20 protein-coding genes are annotated in these 23,606 nt (G+C 45.0%); 4 read left to right on the forward strand and 16 right to left on the reverse strand.

What is annotated here, in order from left to right:
- Positions 1–96: 96 nt before the first annotated feature.
- Together pnpS and G519_RS0125310 are read right to left on the reverse strand one after the other, a co-directional pair.
- Entirely contained in the window at positions 97–1,893 is a 1,797-nt protein-coding gene (gene pnpS, locus G519_RS0125305) for a two-component system histidine kinase PnpS (protein WP_029197064.1), read from the reverse strand.
- Between the two features lie 147 nt (positions 1,894–2,040).
- The gene (locus G519_RS0125310) at positions 2,041–3,591 is read right to left on the reverse strand and encodes a fumarate hydratase (protein WP_029197065.1); all 1,551 of its coding nucleotides are present in this window, start codon (positions 3,589–3,591) and stop codon (positions 2,041–2,043) included.
- 116 nt (positions 3,592–3,707) lie between these two features.
- On the opposite strand from G519_RS0125310, the gene G519_RS44540 reads away from it, so the two are divergent.
- Entirely contained in the window at positions 3,708–4,844 is a 1,137-nt protein-coding gene (locus tag G519_RS44540; RefSeq protein WP_051253678.1) for a polysaccharide deacetylase family protein, read from the forward strand.
- Between the two features lie 46 nt (positions 4,845–4,890).
- On the forward strand, positions 4,891–5,472 hold the full coding sequence (gene yfbR / locus G519_RS0125320; protein ID WP_029197066.1) for a 5'-deoxynucleotidase: 582 nt from the start codon (positions 4,891–4,893) through the stop codon (positions 5,470–5,472).
- 97 nt (positions 5,473–5,569) lie between these two features.
- Here yfbR and G519_RS0125325 read toward each other — a convergent pair whose 3' ends face one another.
- From G519_RS0125325 to citZ, 6 genes are all read right to left on the reverse strand, one after another.
- Complete coding sequence (locus G519_RS0125325) at positions 5,570–6,004, reverse strand: hypothetical protein (protein ID WP_029197067.1); 435 nt, start codon at positions 6,002–6,004, stop codon at positions 5,570–5,572.
- Between the two features lie 223 nt (positions 6,005–6,227).
- Positions 6,228–7,802: a DNA-binding protein gene (locus tag G519_RS0125330; protein ID WP_051253679.1), complete on the reverse strand. Its 1,575-nt coding sequence runs from the start codon at positions 7,800–7,802 to the stop codon at positions 6,228–6,230.
- Positions 7,803–8,057: 255 nt separating this feature from the next.
- Positions 8,058–8,552, reverse strand: coding sequence for a DUF421 domain-containing protein (locus tag G519_RS44545; RefSeq protein WP_051253680.1), 495 nt, complete (start codon positions 8,550–8,552; stop codon positions 8,058–8,060).
- Positions 8,553–8,967: 415 nt separating this feature from the next.
- Complete coding sequence (gene mdh / locus G519_RS0125340; protein WP_029197069.1) at positions 8,968–9,909, reverse strand: malate dehydrogenase; 942 nt, start codon at positions 9,907–9,909, stop codon at positions 8,968–8,970.
- A gap of 51 nt (positions 9,910–9,960) precedes the next feature.
- The gene (gene icd / locus G519_RS0125345) at positions 9,961–11,259 is read right to left on the reverse strand and encodes an NADP-dependent isocitrate dehydrogenase (RefSeq protein WP_029197070.1); all 1,299 of its coding nucleotides are present in this window, start codon (positions 11,257–11,259) and stop codon (positions 9,961–9,963) included.
- A gap of 344 nt (positions 11,260–11,603) precedes the next feature.
- Positions 11,604–12,716: a citrate synthase gene (gene citZ / locus G519_RS0125350; RefSeq protein ID WP_029197071.1), complete on the reverse strand. Its 1,113-nt coding sequence runs from the start codon at positions 12,714–12,716 to the stop codon at positions 11,604–11,606.
- Positions 12,717–13,016: 300 nt separating this feature from the next.
- On the opposite strand from citZ, the gene G519_RS0125355 reads away from it, so the two are divergent.
- The gene (locus G519_RS0125355; RefSeq protein WP_029197072.1) at positions 13,017–14,552 is read left to right on the forward strand and encodes a Ppx/GppA phosphatase family protein; all 1,536 of its coding nucleotides are present in this window, start codon (positions 13,017–13,019) and stop codon (positions 14,550–14,552) included.
- Here the strand turns inward: G519_RS0125355 and G519_RS0125360 are convergent.
- Positions 14,518–16,650 (reverse strand): RNA degradosome polyphosphate kinase, encoded by a 2,133-nt coding sequence (locus tag G519_RS0125360; protein ID WP_051253681.1) that lies wholly within the window; start codon positions 16,648–16,650, stop codon positions 14,518–14,520. The genes G519_RS0125355 and G519_RS0125360 overlap by 35 nt on opposite strands.
- A 193-nt stretch (positions 16,651–16,843) precedes the next feature.
- Here G519_RS0125360 and ytvI point away from each other — a divergent pair, with 193 nt between their 5' ends.
- On the forward strand, positions 16,844–17,980 hold the full coding sequence (gene ytvI / locus G519_RS0125365) for a sporulation integral membrane protein YtvI (RefSeq protein ID WP_029197074.1): 1,137 nt from the start codon (positions 16,844–16,846) through the stop codon (positions 17,978–17,980).
- A gap of 24 nt (positions 17,981–18,004) precedes the next feature.
- Here the strand turns inward: ytvI and G519_RS0125370 are convergent, their stop codons facing one another.
- The 7 genes from G519_RS0125370 to G519_RS0125400 form a co-directional block, all read right to left on the reverse strand.
- Positions 18,005–18,400 carry an FxsA family protein gene (locus tag G519_RS0125370; protein WP_029197075.1) on the reverse strand — a complete coding sequence of 132 codons (396 nt, stop codon included), beginning with the start codon at positions 18,398–18,400 and terminating at the stop codon, positions 18,005–18,007.
- 13 nt (positions 18,401–18,413) lie between these two features.
- Positions 18,414–18,878 (reverse strand): acyl-CoA thioesterase, encoded by a 465-nt coding sequence (locus G519_RS0125375; protein WP_029197076.1) that lies wholly within the window; start codon positions 18,876–18,878, stop codon positions 18,414–18,416.
- Between the two features lie 163 nt (positions 18,879–19,041).
- On the reverse strand, positions 19,042–20,796 hold the full coding sequence (pyk, locus tag G519_RS0125380; RefSeq protein ID WP_029197077.1) for a pyruvate kinase: 1,755 nt from the start codon (positions 20,794–20,796) through the stop codon (positions 19,042–19,044).
- Positions 20,789–21,763 (reverse strand): acetyl-CoA carboxylase carboxyltransferase subunit alpha, encoded by a 975-nt coding sequence (locus G519_RS0125385; protein ID WP_029197078.1) that lies wholly within the window; start codon positions 21,761–21,763, stop codon positions 20,789–20,791. The genes pyk and G519_RS0125385 overlap by 8 nt, the downstream gene beginning before the upstream one ends.
- On the reverse strand, positions 21,753–22,619 hold the full coding sequence (accD, locus tag G519_RS0125390) for an acetyl-CoA carboxylase, carboxyltransferase subunit beta (RefSeq protein WP_029197079.1): 867 nt from the start codon (positions 22,617–22,619) through the stop codon (positions 21,753–21,755). Before accD ends, G519_RS0125385 begins: the two co-directional genes overlap by 11 nt.
- Before the next feature lie 67 nt (positions 22,620–22,686).
- Positions 22,687–22,875 carry a hypothetical protein gene (locus G519_RS0125395; protein WP_029197080.1) on the reverse strand — a complete coding sequence of 63 codons (189 nt, stop codon included), beginning with the start codon at positions 22,873–22,875 and terminating at the stop codon, positions 22,687–22,689.
- Positions 22,876–23,050: 175 nt separating this feature from the next.
- Entirely contained in the window at positions 23,051–23,551 is a 501-nt protein-coding gene (locus G519_RS0125400) for a phosphatidylglycerophosphatase A family protein (RefSeq protein WP_029197081.1), read from the reverse strand.
- Positions 23,552–23,606: the final 55 nt, after the last annotated feature.

Genomic DNA, 23,606 nt, shown 5'->3' on the forward strand with positions numbered 1-23,606 from the left:
GGGATCCCCCGCGTTTACAGTTTATTTACATTGCACAACCTCATTTTACCACAAGTTTGTAAAAACAATGTAAATGTTTCATCATCGTCGTGTAAATTAGTGTATGACAGGCAATTCTATCGTGAATCTCGTGCCGACGCCAACCTCACTATCGACCCGAATCGTTCCTTTGTGCAGCTCAACTAAATGCTTCACAATCGATAATCCTAATCCCGTACCGCCTGAGCTTCTGGAGCGAGCTTTGTCTACGCGATAGAATCTCTCGAAAATTCGCGGTAAATCCTTCTTAGGTATACCCATACCCGTATCAGAAACAATTAACCGGAGCCGTTCATAATCCCCATCAGCATTCTTATCAAGCGGTTCTACACGCACTTTTACCTTGCCGCCATCATGGGTGTAAGTAATACCGTTGGAAAGCAGATTGATAATAATTTGCCGTAACCGGTCTTCATCCGCCTCGATATAGATATCGTCATCAACCTGCATACTTAGTTCAATATGCTTCTTCTCCGCTTCTTTTCGCAGCACACTTAAAGATCTCTCTAGAAATTCAGGCAAGTAGATCGGCGAAAAATTCATCGGAATCCGCTTCGATTCAATTTTGGATAACTCCAAAATATCCCCAATCAATCGATTCAACCGCTCACTCTCATCAAAAATGATTTGTAAGAACGACACGGCCGTTTCCTTATCGTTAAGCGCACCAGCTAGCAGCGTTTCGGCAAAGCCTTTCACCGCGGCAATTGGCGTCTTTAATTCATGCGATACATTCGCTACGAATTCACTGCGCATCCTCTCAAGTCTGCGTACAGCCGTGATGTCGTGAATAACAATCAGAACACCTGACCATTCCTCATCTTCATGGGCAATCGGACTCAAATGAATATCGAGAATTCGCTCTGCCGGATAATAGAAAACCATCTCATCGCGAATCGGATCTTGTGACTCTATGCATTCTTGTATCAACTTTGTAAACTCATATTGCTGCTTGGCTTCATTATATTTCTTCCCCAGCAGCTCTTGAGAGGAGAAACCTAAAATGTATTCCGCAGCAGGATTTAAAAGTATAATCCGCTCTTCACGGTCAATCATCATAATTCCGCTCATCATATTTTCCATGACGCCTTGAAGCCTGCGTTCATTCTCCTGAATCCGTGCCATTTGCTGCTGCAAACTTTCAGACATGCGATTAATCGCCTGCCCCAGCTGTCCAACCTCATCATTATTATAAGTCGGAACGCGAGATTGGTAATTCATATTCGTTATTTGCTGGGCTACTTTCGTCATCTTCTCAATAGGGTGAGTAATCCCTTTCGCAATCCGATAGCTAACGATTCCTGCGATCAGGAACAAAATGATCAACCCGGAAATCAGAAAATACCATAGGCTGCGAATCGACTCCCCTACCTGTTCCAAGCTCATGGAAATGCGTAAGAACCCTGTTGTCTCCTGCGCTTCATTCTTCACTGGAATAGCCGCATACAGCATATTTTCCTTCAGAGTATCACTGTAACGAGTCGTATAGCCGACTCCATTCGCAGCTGCCGATACAATCTCCGGCCGACTCAAGTGATTATCCATTTGTTCGGGTTTTTGATCAGAGTCGCCTAGGACTTTTCCGTCTGCTCGAACAAACGTCAATCTCTCATTCGTAACTCCTTTAAGGTGTTTGGCTTGTTCCGTATAGTAAGCAATTAACTCTGCATCGGTTCCTTTACGGTTCCAATCGCCAGTTGCCGTTATGACTTGGAGCTCTCGTTCCATATTGTCTTGCAAAGACTTTATGTGAGAATTCTCAAGCACCTTAGCCATGAAAATGCTCGCAATCAGCATCGAACAACCAATCAATAAGATCAAAATAAAAGTTAGTTTGGCACGGAATTTAGTCATCTGATACAAGCCTCCGATGGTTAAGTCTGACCATTTCATGGGTAAAAACAAAAAAGAAAAGGGCTACTCTTCATAGTAACCCTTTCTTCCGTGCCTAATCCAGTATTTTTTTTGTAAAGATGAAGGATAAGTGCGTCGCTTATAAAATTATTTGAAAACAGGCTCTTTCAGAGCTGCCAGCTTCTCAAGTGAATTCTTCTCTACATCAGCATGCAGGCTGTTACCGTGTGAATCCATCGTTACGATAGCCGCGAATCCTTCTGTTTCCAAGTGCCACATCGCTTCAGGAATTCCGAATTCCATGTAGTCAACGCCTTCAACCTTCTTAAAGCACTGTGCGTAGTATTGCGCAGCACCACCGATAGCGTTCAAATAGACGCCGCCGTGCTCTTTCAAAGCTGCTAACGTTTTCGGACCCATTCCGCCTTTACCGATGACTGCGCGAATGCCGAATTTCTTGATAATATCACCTTGGTAAGGCTCCTCGCGAATACTTGTTGTCGGTCCCGCCGCTTTAACGTGCCATTCGCCAGCTTCATCCTTACTCATTACCGGTCCGCAGTGATAAATCGCTGCTCCATTCAGATCTACCGGCGCATCATGATCCATCAAATATTTATGCAGCGCATCGCGTCCTGTGTGCATCGTACCATTAATGACGACGACATCACCGACTTTGAGACTGCGGATTTGCTCTTCCGATATTGGCGTTGTCAATACGATTTCACGACGCTCTTCTTTTGGCATATTCTTAGCTTCTTCTGCACTCGCTTCGAAAGCCTCCTGGAAAGAAACCTCTGTCCCTCTTGGATAGGACCAGCCATTGATTTCGCCAGTTTCCGCATTCAAGACGACGCCTTGACGACGGAATGCCCAACAGTTGTAAGCAACAGAAACGAAGAAGCTTGCTGGCAATCGGTTCATTACGCCAACTTTACAGCCAAGCAGTGTCACCTGACCGCCGAAGCCCATTGTTCCAATACCAAGCGTATTGGCATGCTCCATGACGTACTCTTCCACCTTGCGCAGCTCCGGATGTGGATTCACATCGTCAACATGACGGAATAATTGATGCTTAGCCAGCTCGTACCCGCTTGTACGGTCGCCTCCAATACCTACGCCGATGAAACCCGCGCTGCATCCTTGACCTTGCGCTTGGTAAACCGCATGCATCACACATTTGCGAATGCCATCAAGATCTCGTCCTGCTTTGCCTACACCTTCAAGATCAGCAGGCAAGCTATATTGAATATTTTTGTTCTCACAGCCGCCGCCTTTTAGAATCAACTTCACTTCAATATCGTCACGTTCCCATTGCTCAAAATGAACAACCGGCGTACCAGGCCCCAGATTATCTCCGCTATTTGCACCTGTAAGGGAGTCTACAGAGTTCGTGCGCAGCTTGCTAGCTTTGGTTGCATTAGCAACCGCTTCTAAGATTTGTTTCTTCATGATAATTTGGTTTGCCCCAACTGGACAGTGTATAATAAACGTTGGCATACCCGTATCCTGACAAATGGGGGATACATTGCATTCCGCCATATGGATGTTATCCGCAATGCGAGATAGTGATAACGCAGAACGCGTGCCTTTGTCCTCATTTTCCTGAGCAGCTTGTACCGCACGGCGAACATCACCGGGAAGGTTTGTGGAAGTTTCGACAATCAAATCGTAGACGCTTTGATAAAAATGCTGCATGACTAGGTCTGGCTCCTCTCTCAAATACACACTTAATAATAATTACAAACTATTATAACATACCTCCCATGAAGAGTTCGATGGTTCTTGTGAGGAAAACAAGGAGATTCGCTGACATGTACAAACGAATCGCTGTTTCGATTCTAGTTAGCCTGATTGGGCTCACCCTTCTGCTTACGCCGCTGCAGGCAAAGCGCTCCGGGGATATTTACTACCAAGACCAAGTGGCCGTTCTTATGTATCATCACGTGCATGATAAGGACACCAGCTCCAGCACCATTACAAGCTCGCTTTTTCAAAATCAGCTTCAAACGCTGCTTAGCAAAGGCTATCATTTCATTTCCTTAGAAGAGTTCAAACAGTACATGGAGGGCGCTACCGTTCCATCCAATGCCGTGCTTGTAACGTTTGATGATGGCTATCAAAGCTTTTACACATCGGCCTATCCGATTTTGAAAAGCTTGCGAATTCCCGCTGTGAACTTCGTGATTACCAATGACTTAACGAATCCGCTTGGTTCTTACATCCCTTCCATGTCGAAGGAGCAAATCAGTGAAATGACGCATGCCACGAACTTCATCGATATTGGCTGCCATACCAACAATCTTCACCACAAGCTTCCTAGTGGTGAAGCAGCGTTGGTAGGAAGATTGGACGCCGAGAGCGATGATGCTTATAAGCAGCGCGTTTTCAAGGATACGCAAGCTTGCATCGGCAAGCTCGCAGGCTTAACGGATGCGCCGCTCGACACGATGGCGTACCCGTTCGGCATCACGTCGCCGGCGGCGACCGAGCTGGTTGCAAAGGCGGGCATCCGCTACGCCTTCACGATTTCGCCGGAGATGGCGACGCGAAGCGCCGATCGCTTGTTGATCCCGCGGATCAACGCGGGCAGCCCCGGCATCTCGCCGGAGCTGCTGCACCGCTCGATCCAGCGCCGGGTCTTGGCGCAGCCGGGCAGCACCCCGCTGCGCGTGGACGCGGCTGCTGCCGCAGCGCAGCTCGGCGGCAGCGCAAGTGCGGAAGGCGGAGTGCTTCGCCTCCGCCTGGGACAAGAGGCATTCACCCTGCAGGTGAATGCGGCTAAAGCGACGCGCGGGAATGCGCGCGTCACGCTGCAGCAGCCCGTGCTGCGCGAGCACGGGCTGGTTACGATCGCGCTTGATGATCTTAGCGCGCTGATCGGGCAACCGCTCGTCTACACCCCGGCCACCGGCAAGGTGGCTGTGAGGGTGACGCCGAGCGTCAAATAAGCTGTCTTATCCTTTAGAATCATAAGAACGAATAGGAGTTAACCCGATGAATCATCACTTTTTCGCATACTTATATCGCCTTAAATATATTGATCGTTGGAGTCTCATGTGGAACATGCGTAGAGAAAACGTAGCTGAGCACTCTTTCTACGTCTCGACGATTGCGCATATGTTGTGCACCATTGCCAACGAAGTATATGGACGCAACGTACCAACGGATCGCGTGGTATCCATCGCCTTGTTCCACGACGCTTCCGAAGTACTAACGGGGGATATCCCCCAGCCTGTGAAGCATAACAATGAACAAATACTGCGGAACTTCCGTGAGATCGAAGATGTCGCAGTCGAACGGCTTATTCAAACGATTCCACCTGACATCAGCGGCATCTACCGCAGCTTAATTCAAGATCCAGACCCTGAGCTCTACCGCTGGGTGAAAGCCGCTGACTTGCTTGAAGCTTATATCAAATGCTTAACTGAGCTCTCCACTGGCAACCGTGAATTCGTCGTCGCAAAGCAGCAAATTCTGGAAAGCTTACAGAAAATGAACATGCCTGAAATTGATTATTTCCTCGAGCATATGAGTGCATCATTTGAGAAAACATTAGATGAAATCACATTGGATTAGTCGACCCACCTGTCGAACATGATCCAAGTTCCGAAAATGCAGAAAGAGCATGTCATCCAGAAGATGAACATGCTCTTTCTTTTCTGTTTCCTTAAACTTACGACAGCAGCTGCGGATTCGTCATAATCAGTACAGCCACGATAACAGCAATAGCTGAGATCCAGCTAAATGTTTTAATTTTGCCGGCATCAGAAGCCGTGCTTTTACCAGCTTTGCTATTCGCAATCAGCTTTTTAATTCTACCACCGATCATTCCCGTGATTGCTCCTACAATCAGAAGAAGAACAATGGAAGAGATCATCCATAGGACAGACGGCTTTGGATCCACTTGACTGATCATTGCGCCACCTGTTAGGAAGGTTACAATGAGTGAAAATTGACCAATGCGATTGATCTTAGCTATCACGCCGACAAAACTCTCTTGGGCAGCCCCAGATAAGGTTGCAGCTCGTCCCACTAAGAATGGGAACATGACATAAGAACCAAGCAATAAAGCACTAACGACATGTAAAAAAATCATAACTGGATACATTTGGACAACCTCCGTAATTTTATGTAATGGTTTTATTAAGTATAACCGAACTAGAACACTCCCGACAAGAAAGCGATCCCATGAATCCTGCTAATTCACTATATCTACACAAAACTGTGACCAATTTTACGAAAAACAACCCAACGAACTCATCTCGATCATGAGCCCGCAGGGTTATTTTCAATTCCTATTGATCAAGCCGATTGCCTGTCCACTTAACGTTTTAAGGCAGTGGCTCAGCTGGAACGTTAGCGATCGTAACGGCCTCTGTAAATTTGTTTGTCGTGTTCTGTCTCAATCGCATATTAGCAGAGCCGGAGATGCTAGGATTAATTTGAATACTCACAATCTTCTCCGCATGCCCGCTTGCATCAGCTGTTAATGAGAAGCTCGTGCTGTAACCATAGGCAGAAGGCCATGTGCCATTACTATTTTGAACCTTAGCGACCTGGGTACCTGAACCATTATAAATGCCAATATTATAGCCGGTTGTTGTTGAATTTGCTGCTAAGCCATTTAGAATAATCTTTACTTGAAAAACGGCCTGATTAGGCAATTGCGCTTGATGGACAAATGCAAACGGATCTGTTGTATTCGTAGCGGTACTATACCCGTAAGATCCTGCTTTAAATGTTGAAGGATCCCACCACTTATAACCAGCTGCAGGTGCTGCCCAAGGCTCAGCCTGCGGCTCTGTTGAATTAGCCGGCTGTTCCCAGGAGAAGAGTGTAGTTGCTGAATCTAGTGTAAGGCCTGACACTTGCGTTAAGCTTGTATAACTTTCTTTGGTAGCCAACCAGTTCACCATATTTACTAAAAGAGTAGCGTCATTCTGCTCTTGGAATCCCGCATACGTCGTTTTCGTACCGCCCGTCTCTTCCCTCTTATACTTTGGCGTCGCATCTTCGACTGGTGAGGAATCGCCAATGAATCCGGCTTTGCCTGCACTCACTTTGGAAACTGCGACAAAAGGACCTTCAGCAACACCACCGCCGTTGTATACACCTTGATCCACAGCACTAGCCCATTTGGTCGTTGTCGCTGGCAGGTAAACAATCCCCTTTGCTTTGTTCGGGTTTGTAACGGCTAAAGTCGAACCTGCATGCATAGCTACCGTGGAGACTCCGCTCGTGATGTTAAAAGCCTGAGATGGGCTCACGATATTATTCGCAGTAATATCACCTAAGGCATTATAACGGAACTTCACTCCGAAATTGTCCGACAACCAATCAGAGCTTGCAACACCCTGCATCGCTGCTGAAGCTGCTTCTTCTGTACTCATGCCAGCAGCTGGATTCGTCCATGCGCCGCGACGAAAGCCATTGAACACTTCCGAAGCATCCCAACGATTCTTATTACGGTCAGCATTGTAATGATCACCTATGAAGAAAATACTGCCTCCACCTTGTACGTACTGCAGCATAGCGTTTTGTTCTGTCGTCTTGTATGGAATGTTTGCTTCGCCAATCACGAACACATCGTACGCTGATAAATCAGAGAGCGTGATCGCCGTACTTTTACGCAGTTCTTTTACATAATAACCAGCATTGCCTAAAGCGTTAGCGAAGTCAGAAAAACCGCCGTCAATAACCCAGTCCGCTGCGCCAGCTGTTTGACCATGTGTGTTATCGAACAGCACCTTTTTGCCATTCGCCGAAGTCGGCGTAATCGATGGCGCGGGATCATTGGGTCCTTCAGCGAATACTTGCGGTATAGCTCCCATTAAAGACACGGACAATGTTACCGTTAGTGTGAGGCTTTTCCATCTCTTGGTTCCAAGCAAACTTCTTAACAACATCAAATCCCTCCGTCCATACATTGGAATAATTATCCATTTCATTTGGCCTAGATGTATCGTAGCACAGGGAAAGTACTTTGGAATAGCGTCTATGAGCGATTTTACAAAAGTAATAAATTTCTATGCCTTCAACCAAAAAAAGCCGTCTGGGAATATCATTCCTGACAGTCAGGACAAGAACAACTATCATAAAAGAAAAAAGCCGCAACATTTGCAGCTTCTACGTTGTTGTCATTCGACACTTAGGTCATGCATTCAAAGGTCTGCGATTAAATCTTTTTTCATTACATTCCGATAATCTAGCTTTTTTAATACAGACAGAGTGCCATTGGTTTCAAGTACAGCATACTCCACTTCTTTCAAGTCAAAAATATCTTTACTTCTAAGCCCTTGTTCTAAGGAATCCAACGTATATTTGCATTTCTTCATGTTTTGATCCAATAGGTTACCATCTTTGATAATAATTGTGGGTTCTCCTGAAATCCATTTTCTTGATTTATTACTTTTAAGCGAGATCAACGTTAACAAATAACCGATAACACTCATAATGAATAAGGACAATAGAAAATATATAAAATTAATGTTGATATTAAAAGCCATGTTACCCGCAATCGTACCGAGTATAGTGGAAAGAACAAATAAGTGATTAGTATTCTGGTTAATAATTTGTTTTCCAATTAACTTAATGAAGCCCCAAAGCCACAAAAAGGCTACAAAGGATCTAATGATAATTTCAATAGTATGTAACATTGACATTTGGATCTCCTTTGGAAAATTATTTAATATAGTTGCGTTACCGATTCCGTTACATTCGCTACCGACTCATTTACTGACTCCGTTCATTAGCACCGGTCATTACGCCTATAGCTCCTGTTACATTCCCCGTCGTTTGTGTTTCCACTGTATGAATTGTTCCCTATTGTTTTTTTAAAAAATCATTAATAAGCGTTTTCTCACATTTCCCATTTCCAAAAAAACAAGATTAATTCTATTGGGCTGGATTACCTTACCTCGTATTCGCTAAGCCATATCCATCGTACCACTTCCTATCAAATAACCCAGAACAGAGCGAACGTGGGTAGTCGCTGATAAATAAAAAGGACAAAAAAAGAACCAACCGCCTATTTGCATAGGTTGTTGGTTCTTTGGTGAAAGTTCGATTCGATTAACCTGTTACAACTTTAATCACATTGCGAACAGAGTTTGCTGTTTTGTCCAACGCTGTTTTCTCATCTTCCGTAAGCTCGATGTCAAGAATTTTCTCGATACCGTTAGCACCAAGTACAGTGAGAACGCCCATGAACAAGTTATCATAGCCATATTCGCCTTCAAGGAGAGCGATGGTTGGAATGATACGTTTTTTATCTTTCAGAATCGCTTCTGTCATTTGCACAAGAGAAGCTGCTGGTGCGTAGTATGCACTACCGTTACCAAGTAGGTTAACGATTTCGCCGCCGCCAGTACGTGTACGTTGAACGATCGCTTCAATACGGTCAGCTGGGATCAGCTTCTCGATTGGCACGCCGCCAGCGTATGTATAACGAACGAGTGGAACCATGTCATCACCGTGTCCGCCGATAACAACCCCTTTAACATCCTCAACGGATACATTCAACTCTTGGGAGATAAATGTCAGGTAACGAGCTGTATCAAGCACACCGGATTGACCGATTACACGGTTTTTTGGGAAACCAAGCGCTTGGTAAGCTACGTATGTCATCGCGTCAACTGGGTTACTCAAGATGATAACGATGGAATCAGGAGCTACTTCTCTCACGTTCTCACAAACGGATTTCACGATACCCGCATTTGTGTTAACCAAATCGTCGCGGCTCATACCTGGTTTACGAGCGATACCCGCTGTAATGATGACGATATCGGAACCAGCAGCATCCTCATAGTTGGAAGTACCTGTGATTTGAGCGTCATAGCCTTGAACTGGACCTGCTTCAAGCATGTCGAGCGCTTTCCCTTTTGTAGGGTTTTCTAGTTGTGGAATGTCGAGAAGAACAACGTCACCAAGTTCTTTTTGGGCTAACATTAGAGCAGTTGTAGCGCCGGTGAAACCTGCGCCGACAACGGTAATTTTATTACGACGAATGGCCATTTGAGATGTACCTCCTAAAAGTTTTTAGTCGATCAACATTTTCACAAACGATTAAGCCATGTTTTTGATGATTTCGTTCGCGAACTCGGAACATTTGATTTCTTTCGCGCCTTCCATCAAACGAGCAAAGTCATAAGTTACAGTTTTGTTATTGATGGATGTTTCCAAACCTTTGTAGATCAATTCAGCCGCTTCCAACCAACCAAGGTGCTCAAGCATCATAACGCCGGATAGGATTACAGATCCTGGGTTAACTACGTCAAGACCAGCGTATTTAGGAGCTGTACCATGTGTAGCTTCGAAAATCGCGTGACCTGTAATGTAGTTGATGTTTGCTCCTGGAGCGATACCGATACCGCCAACTTGAGCAGCAAGTGCATCAGACAGGTAGTCACCGTTCAGGTTCAATGTTGCGATTACGTCAAAGTCAGTTGGACGAGTCAATACTTGTTGCAACGCGATATCAGCAATTGCATCTTTTACGATGATTTTGCCAGCTGCTTCAGCGTCTTTTTGAGCTTTGTTAGCTGCTTCAGCGCCTTCTGCTTCTTTGATACGATCGTATTGTGCCCATGTAAATGTTTTATCAGCATATTCACGTTCAGCAAGTTCATAACCCCAGTTTTTGAACGCGCCTTCTGTGAACTTCATGATGTTACCTTTGTGTACCAAAGTTAGCGTTTTACGGCCATGTTTGATCGCGTACTCGATTGCAGCGCGGACCAAACGCTCAGTACCTTCGGAGGAAACTGGCTTAACACCGATTCCTGAAGTTTCTGGGAAACGAATTTTGTTAACGCCCATTTCGTCTTGAAGGAATTTAATAACTTTCTTAACTGCGTCGGAACCAGCTTCCCACTCAATACCAGCGTAGATGTCTTCCGTGTTTTCACGGAAAATAACCATGTCAACAAGCTCAGGACGTTTAACCGGTGATGGAACGCCATTGAAGTAACGAACTGGACGGGAACAAACGTAAAGATCTAATTCTTGACGAAGTGCAACGTTCAGGGAACGAATACCGCCACCGATTGGCGTAGTTAAAGGTCCTTTGATGGACACGATGTATTCGCGCATAGCTGTTAATGTATCATTAGGCAGCCAGTTGTTGTATTTGTTAAAAGCTTTCTCGCCGGCAAAAACTTCGTACCAAGCGATTTTTTTCTCGCCTTTGTATGCTTTCTCAACGGCAGCATCCAGAACGCGTACCGAAGCAGCCCAGATATCAGGACCTGTACCGTCACCTTCGATGTAAGGGATGATTGGGTTGTTAGGTACTTGCAGAACACCATTCTCGATGGTGATTTTTTGTCCTTCTGTTGGAAGTTCGTAAGATTCGAATTGTGGCATGATAGTTCCTCCTAAAATTTATGTAGATTAGTTTATCAAAAAGTTACTATTGCGCATTACGTTGCGTGCTTTTGGCAGTACCTTCCGACCGCTGTTATCATCCTGTCCAATTGAATTTATTTTATTGTACGGACAGGATTCTAAAGGCGGCCACTACGTTTCTCCAGGCACTGCCAAGCACTCCACTTAGCTACATAGCTGCTGCGAGAAACTTCCTAAGAAATTTAACTCGTCACGGTAGTAGTGAAGGTAAACACACAAAAAGTGACGGGAGTTGCGGTACTCCCTCGGGATGAAGCCGAGGACGGGTACCGAACTGCCCGCACATGGAGTTGAAGTGACAATTAGCGAGCGCTAATTGGAATGTATTTTTGGTTAACCGGACCTGTATACTCAGCACGTGGGCGGATCAGACGGTTGTTTTCGTACTGCTCCAAGATGTGGGCAGCCCAACCAGATGTGCGGCTGATCGCGAAGATCGGCGTGAAGAGGTCGCGTGGGATTTCCAACGTTGTGTAAACGGAAGCAGAGTAGAAATCAACGTTTGGTTTCAAGCCTTTGAGGCTGGTGACCAATTCGTCTGCTTTAATGGACATTTCGTACCACTTCAAGTTGCCAGTTAATTTACCAAGCTCATAGGACATTTTTTGCAAGTGCTTCGCACGCGGATCTCCGTTTTTGTAAACACGGTGTCCAAAGCCCATGATTTTGTCTTTGCGCTCTAATTTATCGTTGATGTAAGGAACTACGTTCTCTACTGTACCGATTTCTTCCAGCATCGCCATAACAGCTTCGTTCGCACCGCCGTGAAGAGGTCCTTTAAGCGTGCCGATCGCTGAAGTAATACCGGAGTAGATGTCAGTCAAAGTTGCAACTGTAACGCGTGCAGCGAATGTGGAAGCATTCAGCTCATGGTCCGCATGTAAAACCAATGCTTTGTCCAAAGCTTCGATCGCGATTTTATCCGGTTCATTACCTGTTAGTTGATACAAGAAGTTAGCAGCAACAGAAGCATATCCTGGGGAAGCTAAAGGTTCTTTACCTTCACGGATACGTGCGAATGCTGCTATGATGCCTGGAATTTGTGCTTGCAGCTTGATCGCTTTGCGCACATTGGATTCAGGGCTCAAATCGTTCGCTTCTTCATCATACAATGCAAGAGCCGATACTGCCGTACGAAGAGCAGCCATGGAATTAACATCTTTCGGGAATGCTTTAATCTGGTTGATAACCGCATCAGGCACCTTGCTGTAAGCGTTCAGGTCGCTTTGCAGTTTCTCAAGCTCAGCTTGGTTAGGCAGCTTACCGAACCAAAGCAAATAAATAACTTCTTCAAATGTCGCATTTTCTGCGAGGTCATCAATATCAATCCCGCGATACGTTAGCACACCATCTACAATGGAGCTGATCGACGAGGTCGTGGCTACAATTCCTTCTAAACCTTTGGTTGCAGACATGGGAATCTCTCCTTAGCTACTCTATTAGCAAAAAATTGCTTTTTTCCTAACTTAATAATAAAGTATTTTGTTTAATAAGTGAACAAAAGCAGACATAAAACTTCATTATCACTATCATAAAGAATTTTTTTGCGGAAATCGTCACTGTTTATTGAGCCATTTCTTCAAAACACACGATACAAGTTTTTGTTAAATCCTCCGAATTATTCACCTTAGCAGGAAAAGTTTGTCGAGTCGTGTTGAGCTTGATACAATGTAGGCAATATAAAAGTGATTTTTCTCTGAAAAAGGAGCAAATACATGAGCAGCAGATCAAGTATCGGCATCATTGATATCGGATCCAATTCGATACGACTTGTTATTTACGAAATTAATGCCCACGGGGCATATCGTGTTGTCAGTGAGCATAAGGATTCCGCTAGACTAAGCGAACGCATCGGTTCCGATGGCATTTTACATAGCAAAGATATTATTTCTATTGTTCCCATTCTATCCCACTATTCTCTGCTATGCAAAGTTCATGAGGTTCAGACAATCAGAGCCGTAGCAACGGCAGCCATACGCAACGCGGCCAATTCATCTGAAATTGTGCGAATTCTCCAGGAGCAGAGCGGACTTCATATCGAAGTTCTGAGCGGTACCGAAGAAGCTCGTTATGGATATTTAGGCGTAATCAATTCCATTGATATACGGGACGGCTTGATCATTGACATTGGCGGAGGCAGCACGGAAGTCACATTGCTTCGAAACCGGAAATTGGTGCACAGCGTTTCCTTTCCTTTCGGTGCGGTGAACACCACACGCCAATTTATGAAAAACCGGAATCTGACTGAGCAGGAAATGGGTGACATTCGTCGGATGGTTGAAGATGCGATTGTGGCTCATCCTTGGATTGCCGGCTCCCCCAACCTACCTATGATAGGTCTAGGCGGAACGATTCGAACCTTAGGAAAAATAAGCCAAAAACGCAGCAAATACTCGCTTCAACTGGCCCACAATTACACACTAAAACCTGGGGAGCTTCGAGAATCCCTCCTATTATTATCTTCATTGCCATTGGAAAAACGAAAAAAAATAGATGGTCTCTCCAAAGAGCGTGCGGATATCATGGTTCCGGGATTGATCATTATGGACACCATATTCGAAGCAGCGAGTTCATCTGCATGCATTATCAGCGGATCAGGACTTCGCGATGGCCTTTTCTATGAAACATTCGACCCTAAGCACCCAATCAAGGAAGATGTTCTTGAAGCAAGTATCAACAATTTGCTTTTGCTCCACCCGAACGCCGCTGTGAAGCATGTCTCTCACGTAGATAAATTCGCTATGCAGCTTTATCAAACAATTACTGCACCTTCTGAATTGGAAGATCGAAGCCAACGATACTTGCATACCGCTGCCCTCTTGCATCGAATTGGAGCCAGCGTTCATTACTATCAATACCTCAAGCATACGCAATACATGATGACTGGAGTACATATCGACGGTCTCAGTCATCGAGAAATTGTTATTTGCTCTTTGATTGCTACTTACAAAACAAAAAGCCGGACCCACCAACAAGTCCTAGCTTACAAGGACCTTTTGATGGAATCCGACCAGGCATTAATTATGAAGCTAGGCGCGCTGCTTAAGTTAGCAATGGCCTTGGATCAGAGTGAGACACAGCTTGTTCAAGAGCTGCAAACAACGAAAACCGATTCAACCTTAACGCTTAAGCTGCTATGTATCCACAACCCCATTATGGAGCTAAAGGAACTCGCAGTTATCAGCAAAGATTTCGAAAAAATCTGGGGGCTGAAGCTTAAGACTCAAGCCGGAGTTTTTTCCATGAAGTAATTTTCATCGCCTCGAACTGGCTCCGATAAGGGGTCAGTTCATTTTTTATGCGACTGTACATCCCGTTGGGCATAAGTTCTCTAGCTTTGACGTTATCATGCAGGGTGACATTCAGAATTTGAATCATCATTTTCTTCATTTCCCGATCTAGAACCGGGCACATCAGCTCAATACGACGTGTCAAATTACGTGTCATCCAGTCGGCCGAAGATAAATATACATCAATGAGTCCGCCATTTTCAAAATAATAAATGCGGGAATGCTCCAAGAAACGATCTACGATACTCCGAACCGTAATATTCTCGCTAATCCCTGGCACCCCTGGACGCAAGCAGCATACGCCGCGAATGATCAATTCAATCTTCACACCTGCTTGCGACGCTGCATACAAGGCATCTACCATCTCTTGATTGGATAAAGAGTTCATTTTCGCAATAATTCGGGCTGGTCTGCCCGCTCTAGCGTGCTCAGCTTCACGTTCGATAAGCTCGAATAGCTTATCCTTCAAATCTGTAGGAGCCACAGCGAAAGACTGCCAATCATGAGGCGCGGAATAGCCCGTAATTTCATTGAAAAGCGCGGAGGCATCCTCTCCAATCACACTGTTTGAAGTGAATAGCCCTACATCTGTGTAAAGACGGGCTGTGCTGTCGTTATAATTCCCCGTTCCCACATGCACATATCGGCGGAGCGTCTGTTCTTCTTGTCTTACGACGAGTGTGATCTTGGCATGTGTTTTGAGCCCCACTAGGCCATAAACCACATGACAGCCCGACTTTTCAAGCATTCTTGCCCATGCAATATTGCGTTCTTCGTCAAATCTGGCTTTCAGTTCTACAACAACTGTAACTTGCTTCCCGGACTCCGCGGCTCTAGCTAACGCTTGAATAATCGGCGAGTTTCCGCTTGCTCTATACAGAGTCATTTTGATCGCGAGCACTTTCGGATCATAGGCAGCATGGATAATGAAATCTGTTACGGCGTCGAACGTTTCATAGGGATGATGTACCAAGACATCCTTTTGCTTAAGAACCTCGAAGAAGTCGTTCGTATCCTCAAATTCAATCGGGTATTTGGCAGCAACTCGCGGATAGCGCAGATTTTCATAGCCACTCAGCGTACCGGCCAGCTTCATGAAATAAGTAATGTCCAGCGGACCATCAATTTCAAAAATTTGTTCTTCAATCTCGAACTCATCCTGAAGCTGTGCTAGCGCATAGGGATGAATGCCCTCTTGTACTTCAAGTCGAACAGGAGCGCCCCAGCGTCTGCGTCTAAGCTCCTTCTCGATCTCTTCAAGCAGATCTTCCGCCCCTTCTTCATTGAGCGTTAAATCGGCATTTCGAGTCACCCTGAACCCATGAACCGAAATCGGAATGTATCCGCTGAAAAGCGATTCGATATGATGTTCGATTAATTCTTCGAGAAGAATAAATTCTGTTTTTTTACTATTTGGCCGTGTTGGCACGGAAATATAACGGGATAAATTGCTAGGTACTTGAACGATGGCAAAATAAGGCTCATCATCCGGATCATCCCCTTCCCGCACAAGCAAGACAGCTAAATAGACGGATTGATTATGTACAAGTGGAAATGGACGACTTTGATCCACGGCCATCGGCGTTAATACGGGAAAAATAATATCATGGTAATAAGCATCCATGGCTTTTTTCTGTGTCGTATTCAAATCTTCATATTCCGTAAAGACAATACCTTCTTTGGTTAGCAATCTCGTAACTTCACGATATGTTTTGTATTGTTCGGTTACCATTTTGGCTGTGCGCTTCATAATTCGTTTAATAAGTCCGGCAGGAGTGTAGCCTGTGAAGTCTTTCTTGGTATACCCAGCTTTGATCTGATCCTTCAGTCCTGCGACGCGAACACTCATGAACTCATCGAGATTACTGGATACGATTGACAGAAATTTCACACGTTCAAGCAGCGGAGTGCTCGGATCTTGTGCTTCCTCCAGAACACGCCAATTGAACTCGATCCAGCTTAAATCCCGGTTCAAGTACTTGGTCGAAATCTCTTTGACTTCCTTGACTTCCTTCAGCTCTTTAACTTCCTTCAAATCAGGTTCGCGCGCAATACTCATAAAGCCTCCACTTATATTTTCTTATGTTTACTAATTTGTGCCAATTATATCTACATTGTACTATGCGTACTTTATACCGACAATGCAGAATCCCCTGATTTAAATTATGAAGATTTTGTAAAGATGATGTTATTTCCGTATTTATCCAAGATCGTGTTACAATAAAAAGACTTGAAACAAGGAGAGAAAAACCATGGGTATCCTGAATCCGCGTTTAGTTCACCAGATTTTCAGGGGCATTTGGGTGGCACTAATTATTATTGTAATCGGACTCGCTTTCTTCTATGTGATTCCACTGATTTACCCATTTATTTTCGGCTGGATTCTAGCACTTATGCTTAATCCTCTTGTTAACTTCTTCCAATTCAAGTTGAAATTTCCGCGCTGGCTTGCGGTGACCCTGTCCATGATGTTATTTCTAGGTGCCATGGTTACGGCCATAACCTTACTGGTTGCGAATATAGTCGTAGAATTAGGCTCACTTGCGGATTCCTTGCAGATTCAGATTAACTTGTGGGTGGAGCAATTCAATGTTTTCATTAATTCTACAGCTTTCCAGGATTGGATTGAACGTATTAATCAGTTTTTTGAAAATAACCCGAAATATCAAGAAACCGTCAACAACAATTTATCGTCGACAGCAGGCTCCATAGCAGACGTGAGCAAGTTCATTATTGGCTATGTATTTGATACTTTGAAAAGATTGCTAACTTCTCTGCCGAATATCGCAACCATCACCATTATTGTTATGCTGGCTACCTTTTTCATTAGTAAAGATTGGTATCAACTTATCAAACGGTATAAAGGAATCTTTTCCGATGTGATTGTGAAGACCACTCAATTGATTCGGACGGATTTACAAAAAGCATTGTTCGGCTACATGCGCGCTCAACTGATTCTTGTTTCGCTTACCGCTCTTGTGGTCATCATTGGCTTGCTGGTTTTGCGTGTTGACTATGCCATAACCATCGGTTTATTAACAGGCTTAGCTGATCTCATGCCTTATTTGGGGACAGGTGCTGTCATGGTGCCTTGGATTTTGTATGTTTTCTTTGCGCAAGGAGACTATTTTCTCGGAATTGGCCTCAGTGTGCTGTATGGCGTCATCGTCATTGCCAGACAGATCATGGAACCTAAAGTGCTCGCCTCCTCCGTCGGATTAGACCCTCTAGCTACATTAATCGCCATGTTCGTTGGATTACAACTTTTCGGACTACTTGGGCTTATTATTGGTCCTGTGACTCTCATCCTGATTTCAGCGTTCTATCGGGCAAAAATCTTTCATGATACGGCGGCTTACATACAAAAAGGCTCGGTTCCTCCCAAATAAACGGGGTGACCGAGCCTTTGTTCTCTATCTACGTTTGATGATATTGATTCCGCCTCTGCCGATTTGTTTTCGAATCAGTGCAAGCAGCATCACTTTGAAGATCGGTCTTGTGTAAGGCAAAACAAGTAGAAATCCGAAAATATCCGTGATGAATCCAGGCAAAATTAATAAAATGCCTCCAATGAAAATACAGATTCCATCTAACAAATGCTGCGTCGGCAATTGGCCTTGAGACCACTCAAACTTGGCATACTCCAGCACTTTGCGTCCTTCTCGCTTGGCGAAATAGGCACCTAAGAAGCCGCTTATTATAATAAGCGCAAGTGTCGTCCAGCCGCCTATATAATGCCCCAATGTGATCAGAAGCGTAATTTCTATGGCAGGTACTAGAATAAGAATAGCAAGAATGATACGAAACATAAGCTCAGCCCCTTCAAGAATACTTAGCTAACAGCTGCCATAATTCTGGCGCTTCCTTCTCTATACGTATTGGCTTCCAAGAAGGATTCACCCAAACGTGACGAGTTTCTCCGGTCACAAGTAATTCCCCGGTAGGTTGTGCAGCCGAATTTGCGGTGAGAGCCATCATTTCTTCTGAAACTTTACGGATTTCATAAGCAAAATGGAGACGAACACTGCTCATATCAATCACTCGCGTGTTCACGCATACCAAGTCATCGTAGCGAGCGGGCTTTTTGAACTTAAGTTCTGCTTCAACAAGCGGCAGCAATAGTCCCTTCTCCTCAATCCGCCGGTATGGGTAACCAAGCTCCCTAATAAGTTCAGTCCGCCCCATCTCGAACCACGTTAGATAGTTGGCATGGTACACAACCCCCATTTGATCCGTTTCTTCATATCTCACACGAAACTGATGCTGATGCCAGCGCTCCTGATTCATGATGATGTACGCCTCCAGTAACAAATTCTTAGATCAATTATAACACAGCTAGGACTAGGGATGGGTAATGCTGATGGTGCTCAGGGATTGGAAGGAATGACGTTATAGCAGAAAATAAAAAAGAGTGAAGCCGAGACTAATCTCGCTTCACTCTTTGCTATACCTACAGAACGCTCGCTTGACCAGAGTAGATAACGCCAACTTCTGGATAGATCGAAACTTCTGTGCCGTCTTTGATTAATTCTACTGCGTTCTCAACGCCAACAATGACCGGAATTCCAAGGCTTAAAGCGACTACTGCCGCATGGGAGGTAATTCCGCCTACTTCGGTAATCAACGCTGAAGCTCTTTGTACAGCTGACATATATTCTTTGTCCGTCGATACCGTTACAAGTACAGCACCGTCTACCATCTTCGCATTCGCTTCTTCTGGTGTGCGAGCCGTTACAACGATACCCGTTGCTGTTTGCATGCCGATACCCGTTCCTTTGGCAATCATCTCACCTACGTGATGAACCTTGATCAAGTTCGTTGTTCCGGAGCGTCCAACAGGTACACCTGCCGTAATGACAACGATATCCCCTAGAGATACGATACCTGTTTTGATGCTGCTCTCTACCGCAAGGTTGAACAGCTCGTCCGTCGTTTTTGCTTGCACGCCCATCACCGGAATAACACCCCATACGAGGGATAAGCGGCGAATGACTTGCTCGCTAGGCGTAACGGCGATGATTGGAGATTTCGGACGGTATTTGGATACCATTCTTGCTGTATATCCACTTTCCGTAGCTGTTAAAATCGCCTTCGCACCCAACTCCAAAGCTGAGTTAGCTACTGCTTGAGAAATCGCTTCGGTTACAGTAACTTGTTGCGCTTGCGCTTGACGAAGGAAAATTTCTTTATATTCCAAAGCTGCTTCCGCACGCTCAGCAATACGAGCCATCGTTTGCACGGACTCAATTGGATACTTACCAGCAGCCGTTTCACCAGACAACATCACAGCATCCGTTCCGTCGAACACCGCATTGGCTACGTCACTTGCTTCTGCACGTGTTGGACGCGGGTTACGCTGCATGGAGTCGAGCATCATCGTTGCCGTAATAACCGGCTTACCTACGATGTTACATTTTTTGATCATCGATTTTTGGACAACTGGAACATCTTCAGCTGGAATTTCAACGCCAAGATCCCCACGAGCAACCATCAGACCATCGGATACTTCAAGGATTTCGTCTAAGTTGTCAACGCCCTCTTGGTTTTCGATTTTACTAATGATTTGAATGTGCGAAGCATTATGTCTTTCCAACAATTCACGAATTTCCATAACGTCACTTGCTTTACGTACGAAAGAAGCCGCGATGAAATCTACGCCTTGCTCGATTCCGAAGACGATGTCATTCGCATCCTTCTCCGTGATCCCTGGAAGACTGATTTTCACACCTGGCACGTTTACGCCTTTTTTACTTTTAATCGTTCCGCCATTGACAATGCGGCACTCGATTTCTGTTCCACGAATATCAACAACCGAAAGACCAATTAAACCATCATCGATTAGAATGGTAGATCCAACAGCAACGTCACGCGGCAGATTCGAATAGGTAACTGAGATGCGATCTACATCGCCCAAGATTTCTTCTGTTGTCAAAATGATGTGCTTGTCCTGAACAAGCTCAATCGGCTCTTCTTTCAATTTTCCCGTACGAATTTCCGGTCCTTTGGTATCAAGCAAAATAGCAGCTACTTTGCCTGTCTCAGCGGATGCTGCGCGAAGGTTGCGGATACGTGCGCCGTGCTCCTCAAAATCTCCGTGGGAGAAGTTAAGACGGGCAACATTCATTCCCGCTTCTAGAAGCTTTTTCAAATTCTCTTGTGATTCGCTTGCAGGTCCTATGGTACAGACAATTTTCGTTTTACGCATGGTTTCCCTCCTGAGTGAATGTGAACCGGCCGATCTCTCTAAATTTGCGGTAACGGTCCTCGAGCAGCTCCTGTTCGTTCATACTTAGCAAATGCTGAAGCTGTTCCCAGATAGCTGTCTTGATCAATTCTGCTTGTGCGGCTAAATCCCGGTGTGCGCCACCTTTAGGCTCTGGAATAATACCGTCGATCACCTTAAGATCCAGGATATGATCCGCTGTAATTTTCATAGCCTCTGCCGCGTGTAAAGCTTTGGAAGCATCTTTATATAAGATGGAAGCCGCGCCTTCGGGACTAATAACCGAATAGATAGCATTCTCCAACATTAATACCTTGTTACCTACACCTAACGCGAGTGCGCCGCCGCTGCCGCCTTCTCCAATAACAATACAGATGATCGGCACACGAAAAGAGGCCATTTCCAGTAAATTTCTGGCAATCGCTTCTCCTTGGCCGCGCTCTTCTGCAGCATTCCCAGGGAATGCCCCCTTGGTATCAATAAACGTCACAATAGGACGATTAAACTTGTTCGCTTGACGCATCAACCGAAGCGCTTTACGGAAGCCTTCCGGATGCGGACAACCGAAGTTACGAGCAATATTGTCCTTCGTGTCTTTCCCTTTTTGATGACCGACAACCGTAACTGGAATGCCGTTCAACTTCGCTAATCCACCTACAATCGCAAGATCATCCCCGTATAGGCGATCGCCATGAAACTCTATGAAATCCGTAAAAATGGTGCCAATATAATCAATCGTTGTAGGCCTTTGCGGATGGCGAGCCAACTGCATTTTCTCAGCAGAAGACATATTCGCATAAAGCTCATTTTCGAGTTCAACATATCTTTCTTCCAAACGGCGGATTTCCTCTGAAAAGTCAATTTTCTTCTCCGCGCCAAAAGCACGCAGTTCCGCAATCTTCTTCTTTAGTTCCGCCAGTGGCTGTTCAAACGGCATTTCACCCGCCATAAGTCGCCTCCCCCTTCACTCCGTGCATGTCCAGCAGCTTGATTAACGTAGGCCTCATATCTTTGCGGCTCACGACCTTGTCGAGCTGACCATGCTCGAGATTGAATTCAGATGTCTGGAAATTGTCCGGCAGCTTCTGTTTAATCGTTTGTTCAATAACACGGCGGCCTGTAAATCCAAAAGGTGCTGCCGGCTCAGCAATGATAATATCGCCTAGCATCGCAAAACTTGCAGAGACGCCGCCGAAAGTCGGATCTGTAATAATAGAAATAAACAATCCGCCTTCCGCACTGAACTTAGACAAAGCAGCGCTTGTCTTCGCCATTTGCATCAAGCTTAGAATACTTTCTTGCATACGAGCTCCACCTGATGTGGAGTAGATGATAATCGGAACTTTCTTTTGAGTTGCAGCTTCGATCGCTCTGGTTATTTTTTCCCCAACAACGGAACCTAGTGATCCACCCATGAAGTCAAAACTCATAGCCGCAACAATAACCGGATAGCCACCAATCGTACCTTCCCCGGTCATAATTGCATCCTGTAATTTCGTTGTGCTCTTCGCTTTATCCAATTTCTCTGCGTAATCAGGGAACTCCAAAGGATCCTCAGAGATCATATCTGCGTCGTATTCCAAAATCTGACCTTCATCGAGCGTGATCTGGAGACGTTCGGGCGCGCTTAAACGATAATGATAGCCACAAGCTGTACAGACTTTTAGATTTTTCTCAAGCTCTTTGCTTGTTTGGATCGTACCGCATTTCGGGCATTTATTCATTAAACCTTCGGGAATATCCCGTTTTGTTTTCTCGGAAGGGATCGTTGCATACTTACGCTTTTGAAATAAATCTTTTAGCACATTTCCACCTCTACTTGGCTATTATCTTGAACTTCTGACAAGCCACGTTACTTGCTTCTACTTTTCATTATCTATGTAAAATAGAATTGAGCACTTCCTGTACTTCTTCAACTTCGCCTTCGGGTACGACGATTTCGAACTGATTTTTGGATAAGGAGATACCCCGAACTTGTACGAGAAATCCTTCTTCCGTCAGCCTCTGTTTAATCCGCTCTGCAATCTTCGCGGTAGGAGCTATGTATATCACCGTCCACATGAAAAAAAAACCTCCTATGACGTGCAACTACATGGATTAGGGCAAGTTAGCAACGATGATAATTAACATCCTACATAAGCATAGGCGCACACAATGGAATAATGATATCATAATTTCTCTTTTTCCCGCAACAGAGCACGTTCATGAAAAAAAGTGAAGTCTGAACTTTTTTGAGCTAGTCCAGACGCAATTTACTGCTATAATCAGGCGCATGCTCATTCTGATGAGCGATTCTGGCAGAAGCGGCAGCCGCTAAACCACAGATCAAATCATCCAGAAAAACATGTACAGAACTTTTATCATCATTTAATGTTCGGATAATACCCATTTTTTCCTTATCTAAATAGCCAAAGCTAGTTAAGCCAATCATCCCATAGACATGAACAATACCTAGGGCCAGAGTTTCATCAACGCCGAACAGGGGCTCATCTGCTTCAAGAATCGACTGCAAAGGCTCGGGCAACAGCTTCTTCTCTGCCAATTCATCAAGAGCAATGCCCGTATATAGCGTATACTGCACTTCCCGCTTGGCGAGAACAGCCAGCACACTCTCGATACACTCTTCTTGCAAAAGTTGATCATTATAGGGCTTTTGCAGTTTGAACACAATTTCAGAGATCTGCTCTACCGTTACACCACGTTTTTGAAGCAACTGGATCATATGTTGTTCGGTCATAAGTCTCCTCCTACGCATGTATTAAGCCCCTGAAATGCCGGGTTCCTATTCATAT

Source organism: Paenibacillus alginolyticus DSM 5050 = NBRC 15375, from assembly GCF_000422905.1.
GTDB classification, from domain to species: Bacteria; Bacillota; Bacilli; order Paenibacillales; family NBRC-103111; genus Paenibacillus_E; species Paenibacillus_E alginolyticus.